This is a genomic window from Amedibacillus sp. YH-ame6 (genome assembly GCF_053848845.1).
Map to the genome: position 1 here is coordinate 24,194 of NZ_JBSPEZ010000002.1, position 21,313 is coordinate 45,506.

Here is a 21,313-nt window from a genome sequence, read left to right on the forward strand (position 1 = left end):
TCCTAAAAAGAGAACCTGCATTAGCAGGCTACACTCTTCCTTTTTCTTTATACATTTGATCAAAATAATTCTGATACTCTCCGCTTAAAATATTCTGCCACCATTCTCTATTTTCTAAATACCATTGAATCGTTTGTTGGATTCCTGTATCAAAGTTATATTTTGGTTTCCAGCCTAGTTCTGTTTCCAATTTTTCTGGATCAATTGCATAACGCATATCGTGTCCTTTACGATCTTCTACATAATTTATTAAACTTTCTGGTTTGTCCAAAGCAGTAAGGATTGTTTTAACAACTTCTAAGTTTGTTCTTTCGTTGTGTCCACCAACGTTATACACTTCTCCAACGCGTCCATTGCGTACAATTAAATCGATTGCAACACAGTGGTCATATACATGTAGCCAATCACGCACATTTTCTCCCTTGCCATATACTGGAAGACTTTCATCTGCTAATGCTCTCGCAATCATTAATGGAATCAATTTTTCTGGAAAATGATATGGCCCATAATTGTTTGAACAGCGGGAAATTGTAACAGGAAGACCAAATGTTCTGTGATACGCTAATACAAATAAGTCTGCACTTGCTTTTGCACTACTATATGGACTTGATGTATGAAGTGGAGTTTCTTCCGTAAAGAATAAATCTGGACGATCTAGTGGTAAATCTCCATAAACTTCATCTGTCGATACTTGGTGATAACGTTGAATACCATATTTATTACATGCATCTAATAATGTAGTTGTCCCCATAACATTTGTTTTCACAAATATTTCAGGATCCTCAATAGAACGATCTACATGACTCTCTGCCGCAAAGTTTACAACCACATCAAATTTTTCTTTTTCAAATAAATCAAAAATGAAATCACGATCCGCAATATCTCCTTTGATAAATTTATAATTCGCCTTGTTTTCAACAGGTTTACACGTTTCTAAATTCCCTGCATATGTAAGTTTATCAAGATTCACGATTATATCCTCAGGATATTTTTCTACCATATAATGTACAAAGTTTCCTCCAATGAATCCAGCTCCTCCAGTTACTAATATTTTCATAATTGATTATTCTCCTTTGTATGTAAAATTCGCATCACTCTCATCAAGCAATAGACCATTCTTATCTTTGTCTGATAATACTGGTTCAATACCATTTAATAATGTTCCCCAATCCACACAGATTGTTGGATCATCAAATCGGATCCCTCTATCGTGTTCTTTTGAATAGAAATTATCTACCTTATAGCGGAATTCAACATCATCCGTTAATGTTAAAAATCCATGTGCAAATCCCTGAGGTATAAAAAATTGACGTTTGTTTTCTGCACTTAATTCAACAGATACCCATTTTTTATAAGTAGGGCTTCCTTTACGAATATCTACTGCAACATCAATCACAGTTCCTTTTGTACAACTCACAAGTTTGGATTGTGCCATAGGTGCATTTTGCCAATGAAGCCCACGTAATGTTCCTTTTTGAGCACTAAAGGACATATTATCTTGAACAAATTCTACAGAAATCCCTGCTTCTAAGTATTTCTGTTTGCTGTATGTTTCCATAAAGTATCCTCTATGGTCTCCATGTACATCCGGTTCTATAATCAAAACTCCTTCGATTTCTGTTTTGATAACATTCATTATTTAACTCCTTTATCCACATATCTTCGATCTATAATTTTCTTTAAATATGCTCCATATTGATTCTTCTTATAAATCTCATAAGTATCTAACAACTGATTTGATGTAATCCATCCATTGTCATAAGCTATTTCTTCTAGACATGCAATCTTACGATGTTGATGTTCTTCAATGGTTTTCACAAAATTTGTCGCATCTACTAAAGATTCATGAGTTCCTGTATCTAACCATGTGAAACCATCTCCTAATAAAGTAACGTTTAATTCGTTATTTTCTAAGTAAATACGATTCAAATCTGTAATCTCTAATTCTCCTCTTGGACTTGGCTTTAAATTTTTAGCATATTCTACAACTTTGTTATCGTAAAAATATAAACCCGTAACTGCATAGTTTGATTTTGGTTCTATTGGTTTTTCTTCCAAGGAAATCGCTTTTCCATTCTCATCAAATTCTACAACACCAAAACGTTCTGGATCTTCTACATAATATCCAAATACAGTAGCACCTTTTTCATTCGTTGCGGCTGTACGTAAACGTTTCGTTAATCCATGACCATGGAATATATTATCTCCTAATACCATCGCAACAGAATCATCCCCAATGAAGTCTGCACCTAAAATAAAGGCTTGTGCAAGCCCATCTGGTGATGGCTGTACTACATAGCTAAGTTCAACACCAAATTGATGTCCATTTCCTAACAACTCTTGGAAACGTGGTGTGTCATCAGGTGTAGATATAATCAAAATATCTTTAATCCCAGCATTCATTAGAATACTCATAGGATAGTAAATCATTGGTTTGTCGTAAATTGGAAGTAATTGTTTGCTTGTTACTTTGGTTAATGGGTATAAACGTGTCCCACTTCCACCAGCTAAAATAATACCTTTCATAAAGCACCTCCTGCTTATTCATAAAAATTATAAACCCTTACGCTACGTAAGGGTCAACTCTATTTTTCACAAATGTATAATCCAGCATCTTTTGTAATGTAGAATCCTTTTTCCCTGTTTAGTTTATTCTCAATAAATTTTTTGAATTCATCCAATCTATTACTTAATAGTTCTAACTGATTTCCATGACAACTTATAATATAATCAAACAAAGCTTGCGCGTCTGTAACAATTAAATTATCATCATATGTTACCTTTTTTATACTTCTAAAATATTCACCAAGATAATTGATTCCATTATCTAATCCAAATCGTTCATATAAACTTGTATCCGATAATGCAATGCGTTCATCAAACTCCTTAACGAGTTCACCGATTTCTTTCATGTGATTTTTTCCATAAGTGCTACAATAAAACTTTCCACCCTTTTTTAACACCCTTGAAATTTCCTCAATCCCTTTTGATATATCTGTTAGATAAAACATCATATGATTCGCAACAACCGCATCAAAATAACCATTCTTGAATGGTATTTTTTGTGCATCAATAACCATATAGTTAAAATCTTCCCCAAGATTTTTACGTGTAGTTTCCACCATGCCTTCTGATATATCCGAAAGAAAAATTTCACGGTTTCTAGAATTAACAGTATGTTCCTTCCATAGTTCCCCCGTTCCACAACCTAACTCCAAAAGTCTGTTTACTCCAAGAAAATCAATTTTTGAAAATAACCATGGAAACCATCCAATTTTATTTAATGAATATTTCTCATGCAATTGTATACGTACGGATAGATTGTTTGCATTCCGATAGTGTTCAATTATTTTTTCATCTTGTGAATTGATATGAATGACTTCTACTACCTTATTCCAATCTACATTTTTCTTATTATTCTCCAATAAATTTTTTGTTTGAATTAGGGAGTCCTTTAGTGATTGCGTATGTTTTATTTTTTTATCTAATAAATCGATTTGAAGAGATAAAGAATTCAAAAATGCTTGCTTATTATCAGTTTGATTCATAACTCTGATTTCATCTAAAGAAAAACCTAATTGTTTCAAAGAAAGAATTCGTTGAAGTTTTATAAGATCTTCTTCACTGTATTTACGATAGCCATTTTCCATGATGAAAGAGGGTTTTAACAAACCCTCTTTATCATAATATCGTATCGTTCTCTCACTCACATTCGCAAGTTTGGCAAATTGACCAGTTGTATAGTATTTCTTCATACGTTCATTATAAACAATACCACTTGAACGTTCAATTGTTTATTTCAATTACGCCTAATTTCTCATATTTTTTTTATCTTCTAAATATCGAAGATGTAATTATAAAGTTTTTTGTAATTACATAATTCCTCATAAACAAGATTCTCAAAATCTATAGATATTCTGAATTATCTTGTACACGTATATCTTTCATAGGAATGACTTCATCTGTGGCAGTCGCTAAACGACCACACCTTCTTTATGAATTTATCCTTGCGCATCACGATATCCTTTCAGTAGTTTAAATGAAAATTCACTCTATATATCCCAATAGATTCACCTACTTCGTACGCTTGATTCCATTACAAGCAATTTCAATCGATTTAATCGCAATTTCATTTCCATCACCCTTCACATCAGGAATACTATACTTTACTGGAATAGCATTCTCAATTGTCCAACCCGCTTGTTGTGTAGATCGATCATCTGCATATAAAGATATTTCTATTGTAAGAGGAACCATCGTTCCAGTATCTAATTTTGAAATCCAATTGAATAAATCCATATTTTCAGTCATACCATTTTTAAAGGTAACATTACCATATTTTATTAAGCCATTAAATTTCATCATTGTATTTTTTGGATAATCCCCTGTACGATAATCAATCGCATCACTGGAAATATCACCTGTTGAAATTTCTGAGAAACTTGCGATTGCTAACGTACCAAATTTTACTTTAAAGTTATATTTTTTTAACGGATATACGGTTGCCATAGTTGTTTCCTCCTTTTGCGTTATGACGCATCTTCCATTTTCTGTATAATTGTAAAGATGATAAATTCTGCAGGGCGAACTGGTGCAGCCCCAATCTCGCAAATCATTCGACCATTTAAGATGTCATCTTGTGTCATTGTTGATTTCCCAATATTGACAAAGAATGCTTCATCTGGCGTACTTCCAGCTAGAGCTCCATCTCTCCAAAGTGTTGTTAAAAACATTGTAATTGTCCCTTGTACTCTTGACCATAGAATTTCATCGTTTGGTTCAAATACTGCCCAATTGGTATTCGCACGAATACTTTCTTCTATATAAATAAATAATCTACGAACATTGATATACTTCCAGCTAGAATCAGAACTCATAGTACGAGCACCCCATACACGGAAGCCATTTCCTGGAATGCTACGAATTAAGTTCACTCTCTTGGGATTTAACTTTGCTTGCTCTACTTCATTGTATGTAATGGATAAGCTAGTACAACCACGAATAGTCTCATTTGCTGGAGCTTTATGCACTCCTCTAGAAATATCACAACGTGCATACACACCCGCCATAACTCCAGATGGTGGCAAGAAGAAGTTACGCTCTTCCAAAACATCGAAATACCCTAACCATGGATGATAAATTGCTCCATAACTAGAATCAAAGTAAGAACGATGGGTTAGTAGTTCATCAACACTTGTTGATGTTATCGGTATATCTAAAATTGCAACACAGCTTGATTTACCTTCACAAAATGCAACTAATGCAGATTGAACTTACGGATTCGAAATTCCTGGAATACACATAATACTAACATCGGAAATTTCTTGGAAAGCTGCAAGTCCACTTCTTTTTCCAGGTCCCTTATCCTCTCCTAAAAATAATGAAGGTTCATCCTCAATATGATTCGTTACTCCTTGTGAAAAGTTTATAATGTACTCTTTTTGTTTACAAATGTTCTTGTCTAATTCTTGGTATGCTTCTTTCGAAGCTTCTGTATCAGAGAATGTCACTTTGATCAATTGAGATTTTACAAGGACACGATCCCATCCATTTGGCATATTTTTTTGCATGGATACTCCAAGATAAGATTCTACAACACCATCAAAACCTGCCCATACATCATATTGCACTGCATACAGTTTATACTTTGATAAAGGTCCATCGGCCTTATACTCACCTTCTATAGAAGTGTCTAATGTGATACATTGGTCCTGTATTGCCATAATGGTATAAAACGCATATGTACCTTCTCCATCACTCACTTCAACAAGCTCTCCAACTTGAAATACACTTGCATTCTCCACAATATAACTATGTTTGGTAGGTCCATCTTCTAAAATAATCGTATTCTTTTCATATTTTCTACGAATTCTTACTTGCAGATTATTCCCCCATGCACCAACATTTGCGGCTTCTACATGAATCCCTACATCCCCTTCTATATCACAAACTGCACAAGCATCCTCTTTTCCAGCTACACGCATAATGTAGGCGGAACTACCTCCATTATTAAAGAATTGTTCAACGCTATACGCGAGATATCGCTGTTCCTTATACACACTAGATAAATATGTGCCAAACATTCTTTGAAACTCTGCAAAACTTGTGACTAAAATAGGCTTTTTAATGGTTGGCCCTCTCTGCGCAAGTCCTATAAAACCAGCTATGCTAGTACTCACCCCTTCCATTGCTTTTACACCACTATCAAATTCTTCTACATAAACCCCTGGTGCTAAATATTCTGCCATAATACATCCCTTTCTGGGTATCACCCAACAACATAACTTTCAAACTGCGCTTGCTCATCTTAGGAGATAAAGTAAATAAATCCTTTTCTTTTCAAGATTGATTAAATTTTATGCATTAAACAATCTATATAATAGAGCTATATAAGAATATATTATCATTTTGCTATAAAATTTGATAGTTCTCGATTGCAAACATATATTTATTATTTATACTAAGATGTACTATCTTTGGTTCAATATAAAATGTGGTTACTTCTTTATTTCACTCCTAAAAGGTTACTCTATTTCATTATTATAAATACTTGAAATACATTCCTTTAGACATATTGTATTTTTAAACTCCACCATGGATCAATCAAAATTCTAGCAAAGAATAACTACAATATTAAAAAGGATTAACTCCTGTTTAGCACAGAAACTAATCCTAATGGATGATCCAGTCAAACTTGTCAATTATTCAACAAAAATTCATGTTTGCTTTTATGTTGATACCTTTTTATACAATGCAAGATTTACTTTTTCGTAGTTTGTAAAAAATGCCAAGCATCTTTACACATATCTTCCAAATTCTTTTCCGCTTTCCAACCTAATTCTTTTAATGCTTTCTCGGTACTTGCATAACAAGTCGCAATATCACCTGGACGTCTTGGATCTATTTGATAAGGTACTTCTACGTTATTAACTTTCGCAAATGTATTCGCTACATCAAGAACACTATATCCAATCCCTGTTCCCAAGTTATAAGCATCCACACCAATTGGTTCCATTACTTTGCTAACTGCGTTCACATGCCCTTTAGCCAAATCTACAACATGGATGTAATCGCGGACACCTGTTCCATCTGGTGTATCATAGTCATTTCCATACACATGAAGATAAGGAAGTTCTTTATTCGCAACCTTTACAATGTAAGGCATTAAGTTATTTGGAATATCGTTAGGACTTTCTCCTAACAACCCACTCTTATGTGCTCCAATTGGATTAAAATAACGAAGTAATGCAATGTTCCATTCGTTATCTGATACGTATAAATCTTTTAAAATTTGTTCAATCATTAGTTTTGTTGTTCCATAAGGATTTGTTGTTGGTCCTAATGGGAAATCTTCAAAGATTGGTACACTCGCCGGATTTCCATAAACAGTTGCACTGGAAGAGAATACCAAACGTTTACAATTATGCTTAGCCATTACTTTACACAATGCTAATGTACTCATTAGATTATTTTCATAATACATAATTGGTTTTTGTACAGATTCACCTACTGCTTTATACCCTGCAAAATGGATTGCCGCATCAATTGTATGTTCATTAAAAATCTTCTCTAAAGCTGCTTCATTACAACAATCTTCTTCATAATAAGCAACTTTCTTTTTTGTTATATCTTCAATTTTCTTAACTACCTCGATTTGAGAGTTATACAAGTTATCAATAATTACTACATCATGTCCTGCTTCAATAAGTTCAACACATGTATGGCTTCCAATAAAACCTGTACCACCAGTCACTAAAATTTTCATAGTTCCTTCTCCTTTTGTTCCTCCTTATTATATGCTTCTTGCCAAGTTTTTTCAATTAAGATATTGTTAACATCAAAAATCTGTAACAAAATCGTAAGAATTTACCAGTAATTTTTAAACGAATCAAGGATTTACACCGAGATATGATCCTAAGATAGCAAAATCTCCAATATTATATACAAGGCGAATTTGTAAATACACCTTGTTCACATATTTATATATGTTACAATAAAGTTAACGTTTAAAGGAGACCAACTTATGAAAATCAAAAAAGCAATCATTCCTGCCGCTGGTTTTGGGACAAGATTTTTACCAGCTACAAAAGCAGTACCAAAAGAAATGTTACCAATCGTGGATAAACCAACCATTCAATACATCGTTGAGGAAGCAGTCGCTAGTGGTATTGAAGAAATTTTAATCATTACAAACTGTTATAAGTCATGTATCGAAAATCACTTTGACACAAGCTTTGAATTAGAAAGAAAATTAGAGGCAAGTGGTGATCAAGAACATTTAGAGATGGTAAAAGGAATCGCAGATATGGCAAATATCTATAGCGTTCGTCAGAAAAACCCTAGAGGATTAGGGCACGCTGTATTGTGCGCAAAATCATTTGTTGGAGATGAACCATTTGCCATCTTGTTAGGAGATGACATCGTCGTTCATAAAGGTGGAAAAACCGCAACTCAACAATTAGTAGAAACGTTTGAACAATATAATGGAAGTGTTGTCGGTGTACAACGTGTTGCGGATTCACAAGTGCATAAATATGGCGTGATTGATCCACAAGAAAACTTAACACCACGTTGTTCAAGCGTGAAAGGTTTTGTTGAAAAACCTAAATTAGAAGACGCTCCAAGTAATTTTGCAATCCTTGGTCGTTATATTCTTACACCAGCCATTTTTGAATTGCTAGAAACACAAGCACCAGGAAAAGGGAACGAGATTCAGTTAACGGATGCGATTGATCGACTAACACAAAAAGAATCTGTTTATGCATATGATTTCGAAGGAATTCGTTATGATGTTGGCGATAAAGTAGGTTTCTTAAAAGCACAAATTGACTTTGCTTTAGAACGTGAAGATTTACACGATGCAATGGTTGATATCATAAAAAACATAGATGTTAAATAATTCCTTAGATAGCTTCGGCTATCTTTTTTCTTATGAAAAAGATATAATATAAAAAGAGAAAATGGGAGGAATTTTATATGGATTTCACACAGTTACCAATGAATAGCATACTTATCGCGCCATCCCATATGCATGCGCTAATTAGAGAACAAATCGTAAAAGAAAAAAAAGGCATGGTGGGACTACGTATTTTTTCACCTATCCAATTTATATCCTCTTATTCCTATGAAGAAATCCCTTCTATGCATTCTTCACTTTTCACTATAAAGAAACACATATCTCCATTAAAAGCGCATATGAAGACATATCCTAGCATCGCAGAAACTGCGCCATTTTTAGAAGAATGTTACCAATTCTATAATGCGATTACATATTGGAATATATCAATCAAACAATTGCCTCAAAACACCCAAGCTCAACAGGAACTATATGAGATTTTAAAAACATTCGAAGATATTCAAGTACCTGCGCATAAATATGTTTCATTTTTAGATAAGATAGACTCCCTTTCCTTTCATCAAGTATATATCATAGATACTTACTATTCACTAGAGGATCAACAGATTATCCAAAAACTGCTCACAAAGAATGCAAAGCTCATTGAACAGACATTATATACTTGTGAGAAACGATTCTACCACGCAGTGAACAAGCGCCAAGAAGTAGAAGCATGTGCACAATATATTATCCACTCAAACCTACAAGCAGAAGATATTCATATAACATTGTGCGATACTACTTACCAACCATTATTAAAACAAATTTTTGAACGATATCAAATCCCGATTACATTATTACATCAACAACATACATCTCCTATCGTAAATCGTTTTCTGTCATTATTCAAGCTGTATTTGAACTATGATAATGAACATCTTCTTACGTGTTTTGATGCAGGATTATTTCTACATAAACACACCCATGCCTTGCGCGAATATCTACAAGTATTCTCTTGTGCCTTTGACACCCCATTTCATCATGTAAATGAAATTCAAGAACGTGGGAATGTGATTGATGAAATTACTTTAGAAAAGTTAAAGCAACTGGAAATGCAAGCAAAGGAAGTACAAGAAGAATTATGGAATACTCTAACATCCATAAAAAACGCTCATTCTATCTCTTCCTTATTGATAGAAATCGTGAACATCATCAAAGAAACCTTAACTTCCACAGAAGATCGTGCCATGTTTATGCAAATCACCACGCTTCTTCAAGAACTTCACCCTTATATAGAACGTGATGAAGATATCTCCTTTATGCTATACTTTATTGAGCAAATGAATGTATCACAAACTCCAAAAGAGTATCAAGGGATCCTTGTTCACTCTCTAAGTGATGAAATCATAAACAAAAAGCATCACTTCCTATTAGGTGCAAATCAATCCAACTATCCTGCCTTCCAAGTCAAGAAAGGTATTTTCGATGAACCTTATTATGCGCTCATTCAAGGGTATCCATCTATGGAAGAACGTTTTCAACATCATCAACAACAATTATCAAAATTATTGTGTACCTCTTCAAACATTATCATATCCTATGCATCTGGAACGTATGAAGGTAAAGGATTGGAATGCGCATTAGAGATTGAACAGTTTATGAATGTAGATTCCATTCCATATCCGGTACATGAAAACTATATGGAAATCCCTTTGCAAGATCATATTGACGAAGAAACTGCTCATCAACTATTTCTCAAAGATAACACATTACATGGTTCAATTTCTTCCTTAGAACGCTATGTAAAATGTCCATTTTCATATTTCCTTCGTTATGGTTTATCCTTACGCGAACCAATGAAACCTGGATTTCCCGATTCCTATGCAGGAACATTATCGCATTATACCCTAGAAACACTCATCAATACATCAGGTAAACGCTATACGGAAAATGCTACAGAAATCATTTCCAATATCATCGCAAGTGAAGTTGGAGCATTACAAACTTTATTTCCATCTATGGAAGATGCGTTGACAAACGTGAAATTCCGTTTATTACAGTCTATGATACAAACAATTCATGTCTTAGACGATTATGAAAAACACTCTTCCTTATCTCCAAGTCGATGTGAGATGCCTTTTGATTATGAAATTCCATTAGGTGATTACGTACTCGCTCTTCATGGATATATTGATCGAATTGATGAATCTAGAGAATTTGCATGTATTCTTGATTACAAGAGTTCCGTTAAAACGTTATCAGAAACCAATGTATTTGCGGCTCTCCAATTACAGCTTTTAACATACTCTATGGTCATCGCAAAAGAAAGCGGAAAAGATATCTTAGGTGCATATTACATTTCACTAAAGAATGAGAATATTACCTATCCAGCAGGAAGTATGTCTAGACGCAAACCCGTAACGCACAATATCAATAGCAAAGACGATATGGAGATTGAACGCAAAAAAGCAAGACGTTTCAACGGTTGGACCATGCATAAAGAAGTTGCGCAAATCGATGATGACGCGAGCCATATTGTAGGTATCAGTGCTAGTAAAGATGGTCTTATAAAAGCTCGTAAATTATACGATTTGCATAGCATACAAAAATATTTTACACAGATGTATCAAATGATTGGACATAAAATTTTACATGGAGATATCTCCTTAACTCCTTTAGAAGATGCGTGTACGTATTGTGATTATCATGAAATTTGTCGCTTTAAAGGATACTATACAGATAAAGTACAATGGGTAGAACCAGAAGATGATCTATATCAGAAAGGAGAGGATGAAAATGCCTAAGTGGAATGAACAACAGCTTAAAGCAATCCATACAAAACATAAAAACATCCTTGTTTCTGCATCCGCTGGAAGTGGAAAAACTACAGTCCTTATCGCCCGTTTGATGGATTTGGTAATGCATGATCATGTTTCTATTGATGCCATATGTGCTATGACATTTACAGAAGCTGCCGCAAATGAAATGAAAAAGCGTCTGGCAAGCGAGCTACAAAAAGCTTACCAAAATGCAAATGAAGAAGAAAAGATTTTTATATCCAAACAATTAACAAGTATTCAAACTGCCCATATTTCAACCATTCATAGTTTCTGTTTATCAATTCTACAAAACTATTATTACATGGTTGGTATTCGCGCAGAACGAATTACTCATGTCATGGACAATGGACAAATGACACAATACCAAGCCCTCGCAATGGAAGAAGCATTTCAAATTCAATATAAAAAACAAGAAGAAGTATTTGTGAATCTTACACAGATGTTTTCTGCACGTCCTGAAAATAACGAAGCTTTACAATCCATGATTGTCACACTAGCGACATTAGCATCTAGTAAATCCAACAGTGATGTATGGCTGTCTTCTTTATCGACCGCATATCAAAATATTCATCGTATCGAAGATTTAAGTATTGACCTACAAGAAAATTTCTTTGAATATTTACTTGTAGAATGTAGAAGATATGAAGAGAATATCCAAAAAATTAATGAATTATATATCGTAAAATATAATGAAGATGTAAAAAAACATACGATCGTACAACAGAAAATACTAGCTCTCCCTAATCTATTCACTTTTCTACAAACAAAAGACTATACACAGTTCCGTCAGGAATTCATAAACATTTCCCATGCGGTTGTCCCACCTTGTCCAGATAAAGAAGATAAGGAGTACGCGAAATTGCGTAAAGATATTCTAGCGATTGAAGATCGCATGCTCGCGAATTTATTTACAGAAGATGAGTTTATGAAAGATATCGCAAAGCTACAACCCTACATTGAGAAACTTGTGGAAATGTGTAAAGACTACCGTCATGCGTATGCATCGCTAAAAGAAAAAAATGATTGTATCGATTTTGATGATATGGAGCATTTTGCTTTAGAAATCCTTCGTGCTAACGATGGACAAATTGCTCATATTTATCGTGAACAGTTTGTCGAAATCATGGTAGATGAGTTCCAAGATAGTAACGATGTACAAAATGATTTAGTAAATCTTATTTGTAAAAAGGATAATGTATTTCGCGTAGGCGATATCAAACAATCCATTTATGGATTTCGACATGCCAAACCTCAATTGATGCGTGGGCTTATCGATAATCGTGGAGATTATGATGAAGTCATCTATCTATCCAACAACTACCGTTCAAAGAAAATGATTGTAGACTTTAACAACGAACTCTTTAAACAATTGATGAATATGGATGGATTCTCTTGTAGCTATGCGAAAGAAGATGATGTAGATACCGGTGTTCCTGTACAAAATGAACACAATGTACCTATTTGTTTTCATGCGATATTCCATGATGAAATAAAAGAAGAAGAACACCTAATCATTGCGAAGAATACATTAAAAGCAAATTATATCGCGAATCAAATCATCGATATAAAAAACAAAGAACAACGTTCATGGAAAGACTTCGTTGTTTTGGTACGTGGAAATGCAAGAAAAGATAACTTAAAGGCAGCCTTTGATGAATTGCACATCCCTTACTTTATCGATATCAAGTACGGATTCTATCAATCAAGCTCCGTACAGATTATGTTATCCGCATTGAAATGCTTATGTAATCCACACGATGACATTCCTTTTGTTGCTTTGATGATGTCTCCACTATTTCAAAGAAGTGCACAGGATTTAGCACAAGCAAAATTAGAAAAAGATAAAAAAGAATCCTATTATGCATACTATAAAGAACACCCTTTCCCATCTTTTGAACACTTCAAAACCCTAAGAGAACATGCCAACACTTTCCGCTTAAGTGAAATGTTGAACGCTTTATATAATGTGGAAAACTATTATACAAATCACACGACCATTCAAGAAAAAACAAATTTGGATTTATTGTTTGAAAAAGCCGTCCAATTTGAACAAGATTTTGCCAGTGGCATAGAATCCTTCTTAGCTCAAATTGAACAAATCAAAGATGCACAAACAGCAGAGGCAATCCCTGTTGGTAGTGAAGCTGATGTTGTTCGTGTTATGAGTATTCACCAATCAAAAGGGCTACAGTTCCCTGTGGTATTTCTATGGTCTACTGATAATCAAACACCTATAGAATTTAAAGATTATTGCATTGCAGATAGTGATCTTGGAATCGCCATGAAAGTGATGGATCTACCACAACGATATATTCGTACTACAATCCAAAGAATTGCGATGGAACACAAAAAAGATAAAGAAGAATTAGAAGAAGAAATGCGTATTCTATATGTAGCTACAACACGTGCTCAACAACAGATGCACATTGTAGATTGTATTTTATCTCTAGATACCTATCGTCATCCTTTAACGATGTCTGAAGTATACAATCGAAATGGATATACCTCTTGGATTCTACAAACATATCTCACTCATCCAAGCCCTCTATTCACGATTCGTGAAGTTCATCATTTGTGGGAAAATCAAATACAGCCGATGGAAGAAGTTCCATATCAATCGATATCGCTATACCAACATCCATTCACCCCACTTCAGTTCTCTACCGCATCACAAGCAAAAGGGATAGAAGTTCCCGAGTTCACATTAGACAAAGTGTTGAATGGAAGCCTTTATGGAACTCACATGCATAAAATGATTGAAATCATGAAGAATCAGGCACTTTCATCTGAAGATATAAAACACATCGCAGATGATATATCTTTCGATATACGTCCTAACGATATTCAGGCATTGCTTAATCTTCAAAAGAATGAAATTTACATGATTGCGTCTAAAAAAGAATGCTATTATGAGCTTCCCTTTACAGCGCAACATGGAACTGAAATATTACACGGATACATGGACTTTGTAGCACTTGATGAAAATGAGATCACCATTATTGATTTTAAAACAGATGCATTACCAAATGAAGCTGACTTTATAGAACGCTACCAAGAACAACTTCATACGTATCAAAAAGCAATGAAAACTATTTATCCAAACAAACAAGTTCAACTCTATATCTATTCCTTCCATCTACATAACATGATCGAGTAGAGACTAATAATCATTAATGTTATTTCGTCCCTCTCACACCACCGTACGTACGGGTCTCGTATACGGCGGTTCAGTATTTTACTTGTTTATAGTAATCTGTAAAGAAAATATATCCTAGTGATTTAATGCATTCATTTCCTAATGTCTTTTTGAGAACAGGGCTATTTGCGATTCGCCAATAGCCTTTTCTTGTATTCGCATTACGATATGCTTCATTTTCACTCATACCTAGTTTGATAAGGTTTTTGCACCTTGTCTTTATTTTCTTCCATTGTTTCCATATTCGGCACCTTATCTTACTTCGCATCCATTCATCTATTTGCTTTAGTAGTTTCCTCATATCTGCTATCTTAAAATAATTTACCCATCCCATAATATATCTTCTAAGCCTAATTGGACATTCCTCGTTTGAGACATTTCCTTTCGATTTATTTAATAAATATCGGATTTGGTTCTTCATCTTCTTTAGCGATTTCTGGTGTATCCTTACCTTAGCACCTTTACTGAAATAAAATCCAAAGCCTAAAAATTTAACTTTCGTCGCATGTGCCACAACCGTTTTCTCCTTATTAACTTTCAATTTCAATTTTCCTTCAATAAAGTTTGTTATAGATTTTTTTACTCTTTCTGCTCCTCTTGATGTACGACAAAATATCATCACATCATCCGCAAAACGAACGTGGCGATGACCTCTTTTCTCTAACTCTCTATCAAGTTCATTAAGCATGATATTCGACAAGATTGGACTAAGATTTCCACCAGCCGGTACGCCAATGGTCGTCTCTTCCTTTTTGTCTTTTATCATAACTCCTGCATTCAAGTAACGATGAATTAGTGAGATAACTCTTCCGTCATGAATTGTCTTTGACAACAGTGTGATAAGCATATCATGGTTCACTGTTTCAAAATACTTTTCTAAGTCCATATCCACCACATATTTGTAGTTCTCATCTAAATGTTCCCTACATTTATTTATGGCATCATGTGCACTTCTTTTTGGACGAAAGCCATAGCTATTCTCTGAAAACAATGGTTCATAGATTGGTGTTAATACTTGAGCTATTGCTTGTTGTATTACTCTATCTACTGCCGTTGGTATTCCTAATTTCCTTTTACTTCCATTGTCCTTGGGTATTTCTACTCTTCGAACAGGACTTGGACGATACTTACCATCCATGAGCATTTGTTTTAACTGTTCCCAATTTGTATTTAGAAAGTCTCGAAGTTCATCGACATGCATTCCATCTACTCCTTGCGCTCCTTTGTTTTTGATTACTCTATTCATCGCAATTCGAAAATTGTTCTTGTCTAGAATTTTCTCTAACATCTGCTCTTTTACTACAAACCTGTTGGTGTTGTTTGAAGAAGGTTTCAATGATGAATTGTACACTTGTGACTTACCTTCACATTCCGTGCTATTCTCCATCACTAAGTCTTCGAATTGAAGTTGGCTGTATTTCATTCATCATCACTTCCTTTCATCTCATCCACCTCATACTGTTCAGTCCCTCGTTACACACATTTATGTAACTACTACGACTTCGGCTGACTTCTTGTGATAAACCGTTTTCGACCATAGTTCAATACAGTTATCTCACTATGTCCACAAGACCTCCCACGGTAAGACATATCTCTTTCATTCCATGTACCCACATTCTCTACAGGTTCGTCTTCTGTGTAGTTTTAGGACTTCGATTTGTTATGCAATCTCATCCAGACTCACTGCCTCAAAATGTTCGTGTTCCTTGGGTCGGAAATTTGCCTAGGGCTTCCTCCGGTATCTTCCTCACGGCTAGACCCTTGCCTTTAGCTAGTGGTTGGCAACTACAGACCTCCACAGTGGACTTTCACCACCTAGAAATATGCCATGCGTGGCACACATACAAATAAGACTATAAGATTACACTCTTATAGTCTTATTTCCTGGGTAATACTTACTCACGATTACATATATAGGATTTATCATTGATATCCTACTTTCTTTTATTTATAACATCATGTAATCTTTTGTCCTCGATAAACTTCTTTTTTCTTGGATCACCTTCCGCACGATAAATCATACAATCCTTTAAATCAAACACAGAACTCCAAACTGTTTCAAAATCATCTTCCTCTCTTTTCTTGTCATCTTATGTAAACTGTAAATCAATAAAAATTTTATATCAAGACATTCCACCATTCTTATAAATTTACATCCTATCACAAAAAAAGCACAAACACTTTTTAGCGCTGTACTTCTTGTGATAAATGAAATAGGTCTATTATTCCTATAAAAGATTTTGTTTCTTCTTTGATACTTTATAAATCAAAATGATTGCGAATGATGAAATACCAAGAGCCAGTATCATCAAGTTCATATTGGTAGTATCCGATGTAGAGACCTTGTCTTTCTTTTCCTCTGCTTTCTCATTAGGAACAGATTCAATTTTATCCTTTTCATCCGAAGGATTTGAACTTATCGCATCCTTTTCCACCACTAAGAATTTAGACAAACTACCTGTTTTAAAGGCCACAGTGCCATCTTTTACTTCTGTCTCTAACCAGCTCCATATTCCATTATCATCAATATGTAAGACCGCAAGCTTTTCTTTATTCCATGTTTCTTCTGATGCTATACGAATTACAATATCTTCGCTAGGTTGTAAAGTCTTTCCTTGTTTATTCAATTTGATATTATAACCTGCTAACGTTTTAAGATTAACTAAATCTTTATCTCCCTTTAAAATTTCTTGCATTGCCTCATTTGATATAGTATCTACATTTAAAGTGATGTCCTTATCAAACATTCCTTCGATTTGTACTTTTTTATCACCACTTTCTAAGACACGATAAATCTCTTCATCTTCATCAGGCTCATTTACTTCATCCTTATCTTTTACAAAAGTTACTGTCATATCAACAGCAGCATTAACATTCTTAACAGTTACCGTATTCCCAGCTAGTTCAAATGCTTGATTTCCTTTTAGGATGATTTGTTGTTGCTCGATATGATATCCATCTTGTGGTGTTAATGTAAAGCTTACAGTACCATCTTTTTCTACCTTTGTACTTTGAGGAGTAATACTTCCATGAATAGCGCTTACTTGCACTTTATAATATACTGCTTGCTTTTGTACTGCCTCGATGGCATTTTTTAATTGGACATATACAGACAACGTACCATTGATATCTTCTTCTGCCATTTTAAGTGCGTCATTTAATTCAGTTAAAACCGCTTCTTCATATACTTGACCGTTATCTTGGTTCCTTTTGATTTCATCTTGTAAATTCTTGCCAACCATAATGGCTTGTTGAATGTCATCGTTATAATTTAAAGATGTATTATATAATGCAAGAATATCATCACTACTTAGTGAACGGCTCCACATGGAAAGATCATCCATATCAAACCCTATGTTCCCATAACTCTTTGTAGCATCCGTACCAATCATCATATTTAGATTACTTGTTGCGTCACCTATATTTTGGATACTCATTTCTTTTACCATAACACCATCATAATACGTACGCATGATTTGTGCTTCGCGATCAATACTGAAACTCATCATGTGCCAATTCCCTTTATAATTCTCCACAACTCCAGTAGAATAAACTCCATTTGTTCCATCACCTAAAGCAAATTCTAGTTTTGATGTATTGGTAGCTTCTGGCGCTATATTGATTCCTTTTCGATAATAATTCGCCCAGTTTTTATTACTTAGAATAGCCGCATATCCATTATGATTTGTTAGTTTTAACCAAAAGTTAATTGTAATATCTTTATCTGTTCCTAGATTCCATTCTTCTCTTTTGCCAAGATCAATGTAATCTTTTTGTGTACTTCCTATACGAACTGCCTTACCCTCTTTATGAAAACTATCCACGAAAGAAATATTTCCATTTGCGATTGCTGTTGTAGTATTCGATGTACTATCTTTCAAATCCCCATCGAAGTTCATATCAAGATATTTCCCTTCTTCAATGTTATCTGGTAAGGATGAAGGCCCATCTACAGAAGGTAGTGAAATTGTTCCAGCGGTTTTGAACTCACCTCGTAAAGCTACGCTACTTCGATTTTCAAAATCATCAATTGCATTCACCACTACTTGATAAGTTTTTCCAGGTTCCAGCCCTTCTATATCAAAACTCATATCATTCGGACGATAATAGAATCTTGAATATGCTTTGAAAGTTCCTTCAAATGCTTTTGTAGCTGTATTACTTTTATCAGGTAATTGACGAACCTTAACTTTTACAGGTTTATTCGTTGCTGCATCTGTAATTTGAACTTCATAGTAATTTACAAGTTCATCATCATATGCTTGCGAAAAGTTTAAAACAACACTTTCCTCAAGAACTTCTTGTGTCGTAATGCTTGCTGATTCATCGAACCAAGGTGCGATTGTACTACGAGTATCATTGGTATATTGAAAGCCTTCTTTGCCTTTTGCTGTTTCTACTACCCATGGCATTCCGATCCAACGTTGATTAGATACATCAAAACGACGAATAACAGTAGAGCCATCCTCCAATATAGAAATAAAATTACAAGTTCTTTCCGTAGTATCTTTATTCCCTGTATTTGAATTAAAGTAACCACCTTCCACAAAGTCAGCTGGTGTATCTAAGTACATATAGTTCATAGATCCATTTTCTACAAATGTAAACTTGTTTTGATAAATAGATGTTTCTTGTTCTACAGAAAAATGTGTATGTGCAGAAAATATGATTGCTTGTGGGTAATCTTTTAAAATGGTTTGTAAATCATTTCCCATCGTATCATAATCCGAATGAAACTCTCCTCCCAAAGATGTTCCAGCATATCCACTATGTGCCTGTATAAAAATAGGCTTTGATACATCATAATCTGCATCAGATGTAATGGATTGTAATGTCTGTTTCAAAAAGTCTTGATATCCTTTTCTTTGTCCAGTATAACCATAGTTGTATTCTCCATTATAATCCAAAGTAATGAAATCAAACCCATTCACATCCGTGTGAAAATTTCCTACATATTTACTATCACTATCTCCATAAAACCATGTGTCATCATCCTTATGGTTTTCATCAAATACATCTCCCATAACATCTGCAATATCATGATTACCACTTGATAACATGACTTTTACATCATCCCCAAAGTTCTGACTTAGTACTTGATCAACTGCACGATACCATCCTTCTACCATGGTATCATCCCCTTTATTATGAGCAGTGTTTTCAGGATCGTTGCATCCTACGACATCCCCATTTACCATAATTGCTTGTACATCAAACGATTTCGATTGCGCCCAATTAGCAATACGTTCATACAAATAATTTTGTTGTTCCACATTTACTTGTTGACTATCCTTAGGATTACTAGGCTTCGCCATAAACTCCGTATCTGACATCGTTAAGAATTCAACTTTTGTTTCTACATTGTTATAGGCGTTATTTGCCTCATCAATTTTTTCCTGTGTCATTGCCTCTACAACCTTTGTTTCGCCTTGAGCAAAACATAAACTTCCTTGTACCGCAAACATTTGTAGCATACAAAGACTTGCACAAATACCCCTTTTAACTTGCTTCATGTATCTCATATAATACCTCCTATAACCCCACTTTATACTAACATTTGGATGACTTCATGAGGGTAAATTGGAAGTGAACGTTCTGTATACTTTGTATGAAATTATATTTTAAACGCATGTGTGATAACCAAGGAGTTACGTCTCGTTTTTATCGCTTTCACATTTATAAAAAACTATTTTGTAAAATGTTGCTCCTTCTAAAAGATTACAAACAGTTCATAAAAGTTGCACTAACTGTTTTACTTTTTAGTCACGAAATCATTTTGTGGAAAACTACTCATACTCTACACATACAAAAAAAGAACCCCTATTGGAGTCCTCATTCTCTATACATCTATAATATTCCCTTACTACTTTTATTCTTTTTCCTTTTTAAGATAGGATCCTCATAATCGATACAAACGATATTTGGATTACCAATAATGGCGAATCTTTTAATTTCCTGATAGATTTCCTGAAAATGCTTTTTATGAAATTGAAAGCCATCTAGCATGATAGAATAAAAGACACGATTTCCATTTTCACGCAGATTTTCTTTCATTCGTTTGTTCATTTCTTCTCGCTCTTCTAGTGTTTTACTTGCTAGAATCCCTATTTGCAAAGAAGAGTTATTCGCTAACATTTCCACCTTCATGATTTCTTCCCAAGTTAGAAAGAGGGGTTCATGTTCTTTTGTATAATCATAAATTCCTTCCTTACAGATTTTGTACATATCTGCAGGGTGTAGAAGTTTACGAACATTGGAGAAAATCACTAAACTTAACAATCCAGCGAGTAATGCCAATAGCATCACTCCCAAAATAGGTAAGCTTTTTACAAGGATGATTACAACAAGACCTGCAACAAATAATGTATATACAAGAATTGCTGCTAATATTTTCCCAATATCCTCACGTACAATATATTCCTCTTTCATAATAATTCGCCT

The 21,313-nt window shown here is 34.4% G+C and carries 14 protein-coding genes and 1 pseudogene; 3 read left to right on the plus strand and 12 right to left on the minus strand.

The genetic code is table 11. The features are described from left to right. Window positions 1-28 precede the first annotated feature (28 nt). The 9 genes and pseudogenes from rfbB to galE all read right to left on the minus strand — a co-directional run bounded on the left by rfbB (window position 29) and on the right by galE (window position 7,765). Window positions 29-1,057, minus strand: coding sequence for a dTDP-glucose 4,6-dehydratase (gene rfbB, locus ACWG0P_RS01815; protein WP_455800222.1), 1,029 nt, complete (start codon window positions 1,055-1,057; stop codon window positions 29-31). 6 nt (window positions 1,058-1,063) lie between these two features. Then, window positions 1,064-1,636, minus strand: coding sequence for a dTDP-4-dehydrorhamnose 3,5-epimerase (gene rfbC, locus ACWG0P_RS01820; RefSeq protein WP_455800223.1), 573 nt, complete (start codon window positions 1,634-1,636; stop codon window positions 1,064-1,066). Beyond that, entirely contained in the window at window positions 1,636-2,526 is an 891-nt protein-coding gene (rfbA, locus tag ACWG0P_RS01825; protein WP_455800224.1) for a glucose-1-phosphate thymidylyltransferase RfbA, read from the minus strand. Before rfbA ends, rfbC begins: the two co-directional genes overlap by 1 nt. Before the next feature lie 59 nt (window positions 2,527-2,585). Next, complete coding sequence (locus ACWG0P_RS01830; RefSeq protein WP_455800225.1) at window positions 2,586-3,755, minus strand: MerR family transcriptional regulator; 1,170 nt, start codon at window positions 3,753-3,755, stop codon at window positions 2,586-2,588. 319 nt (window positions 3,756-4,074) lie between these two features. Beyond that, window positions 4,075-4,509, minus strand: a complete 435-nt coding sequence (locus ACWG0P_RS01835) for a phage tail protein (RefSeq protein ID WP_455800226.1) — start codon at window positions 4,507-4,509, stop codon at window positions 4,075-4,077. Between the two features lie 20 nt (window positions 4,510-4,529). Continuing rightward, complete coding sequence (locus ACWG0P_RS01840; RefSeq protein ID WP_455800488.1) at window positions 4,530-4,877, minus strand: phage tail sheath C-terminal domain-containing protein; 348 nt, start codon at window positions 4,875-4,877, stop codon at window positions 4,530-4,532. Window positions 4,878-4,886: 9 nt separating this feature from the next. Further along, window positions 4,887-5,261 (minus strand): annotated as a pseudogene (locus ACWG0P_RS01845) (phage tail sheath subtilisin-like domain-containing protein); the annotation flags it as partial. A gap of 12 nt (window positions 5,262-5,273) precedes the next feature. Continuing rightward, a complete protein-coding gene (locus ACWG0P_RS01850; protein ID WP_455800227.1) occupies window positions 5,274-6,248 on the minus strand; it encodes a hypothetical protein in 975 nt (324 codons plus the stop codon). A gap of 512 nt (window positions 6,249-6,760) precedes the next feature. Next, complete coding sequence (galE, locus tag ACWG0P_RS01855) at window positions 6,761-7,765, minus strand: UDP-glucose 4-epimerase GalE (RefSeq protein ID WP_455800228.1); 1,005 nt, start codon at window positions 7,763-7,765, stop codon at window positions 6,761-6,763. Window positions 7,766-8,023: 258 nt separating this feature from the next. Between galE and galU the strand changes: the two genes are divergently transcribed. The 3 genes from galU to ACWG0P_RS01870 all read left to right on the plus strand — a co-directional run bounded on the left by galU (window position 8,024) and on the right by ACWG0P_RS01870 (window position 14,833). Next, window positions 8,024-8,899, plus strand: coding sequence for a UTP--glucose-1-phosphate uridylyltransferase GalU (galU, locus tag ACWG0P_RS01860; RefSeq protein ID WP_455800229.1), 876 nt, complete (start codon window positions 8,024-8,026; stop codon window positions 8,897-8,899). Window positions 8,900-8,976: 77 nt separating this feature from the next. Further along, window positions 8,977-11,640 carry a PD-(D/E)XK nuclease family protein gene (locus tag ACWG0P_RS01865; RefSeq protein WP_455800230.1) on the plus strand — a complete coding sequence of 888 codons (2,664 nt, stop codon included), beginning with the start codon at window positions 8,977-8,979 and terminating at the stop codon, window positions 11,638-11,640. After that, window positions 11,633-14,833 carry a UvrD-helicase domain-containing protein gene (locus tag ACWG0P_RS01870; protein ID WP_455800231.1) on the plus strand — a complete coding sequence of 1,067 codons (3,201 nt, stop codon included), beginning with the start codon at window positions 11,633-11,635 and terminating at the stop codon, window positions 14,831-14,833. The genes ACWG0P_RS01865 and ACWG0P_RS01870 overlap by 8 nt, the downstream gene beginning before the upstream one ends. 70 nt (window positions 14,834-14,903) lie before the next feature. On the opposite strand, the gene ltrA is transcribed toward ACWG0P_RS01870, so the two are convergent. From ltrA to ACWG0P_RS01885, 3 genes are all read right to left on the minus strand, one after another. Continuing rightward, window positions 14,904-16,295, minus strand: coding sequence for a group II intron reverse transcriptase/maturase (ltrA, locus tag ACWG0P_RS01875; RefSeq protein ID WP_455800232.1), 1,392 nt, complete (start codon window positions 16,293-16,295; stop codon window positions 14,904-14,906). Between the two features lie 805 nt (window positions 16,296-17,100). Beyond that, window positions 17,101-20,394, minus strand: coding sequence for a LamG-like jellyroll fold domain-containing protein (locus ACWG0P_RS01880; protein WP_455800233.1), 3,294 nt, complete (start codon window positions 20,392-20,394; stop codon window positions 17,101-17,103). 325 nt (window positions 20,395-20,719) lie between these two features. Continuing rightward, entirely contained in the window at window positions 20,720-21,301 is a 582-nt protein-coding gene (locus tag ACWG0P_RS01885; RefSeq protein WP_455800234.1) for a hypothetical protein, read from the minus strand. Window positions 21,302-21,313 lie beyond the last annotated feature (12 nt).

Bases quoted from the DNA above. Each gene is read 5' to 3' on its own strand.
- ACWG0P_RS01835 (WP_455800226.1), bottom strand. From the start codon at position 4,509: ATGGCAACCGTATATCCGTTAAAAAAATATAACTTTAAAGTAAAATTT.
- rfbB (WP_455800222.1), bottom strand. From the start codon at position 1,057: ATGAAAATATTAGTAACTGGAGGAGCTGGATTCATTGGAGGAAACTTT.
- ACWG0P_RS01830 (WP_455800225.1), bottom strand. From the start codon at position 3,755: ATGAAGAAATACTATACAACTGGTCAATTTGCCAAACTTGCGAATGTG.
- ACWG0P_RS01865 (WP_455800230.1), top strand. From the start codon at position 8,977: ATGGATTTCACACAGTTACCAATGAATAGCATACTTATCGCGCCATCC.
- ACWG0P_RS01885 (WP_455800234.1), bottom strand. From the start codon at position 21,301: ATGAAAGAGGAATATATTGTACGTGAGGATATTGGGAAAATATTAGCA.
- galE (WP_455800228.1), bottom strand. From the start codon at position 7,765: ATGAAAATTTTAGTGACTGGTGGTACAGGTTTTATTGGAAGCCATACA.
- rfbC (WP_455800223.1), bottom strand. From the start codon at position 1,636: ATGAATGTTATCAAAACAGAAATCGAAGGAGTTTTGATTATAGAACCG.
- ltrA (WP_455800232.1), bottom strand. From the start codon at position 16,295: ATGAAATACAGCCAACTTCAATTCGAAGACTTAGTGATGGAGAATAGC.
- ACWG0P_RS01850 (WP_455800227.1), bottom strand. From the start codon at position 6,248: ATGGCAGAATATTTAGCACCAGGGGTTTATGTAGAAGAATTTGATAGT.
- ACWG0P_RS01880 (WP_455800233.1), bottom strand. From the start codon at position 20,394: ATGAGATACATGAAGCAAGTTAAAAGGGGTATTTGTGCAAGTCTTTGT.
- galU (WP_455800229.1), top strand. From the start codon at position 8,024: ATGAAAATCAAAAAAGCAATCATTCCTGCCGCTGGTTTTGGGACAAGA.
- ACWG0P_RS01840 (WP_455800488.1), bottom strand. From the start codon at position 4,877: ATGAGTTCTGATTCTAGCTGGAAGTATATCAATGTTCGTAGATTATTT.
- rfbA (WP_455800224.1), bottom strand. From the start codon at position 2,526: ATGAAAGGTATTATTTTAGCTGGTGGAAGTGGGACACGTTTATACCCA.
- ACWG0P_RS01870 (WP_455800231.1), top strand. From the start codon at position 11,633: ATGCCTAAGTGGAATGAACAACAGCTTAAAGCAATCCATACAAAACAT.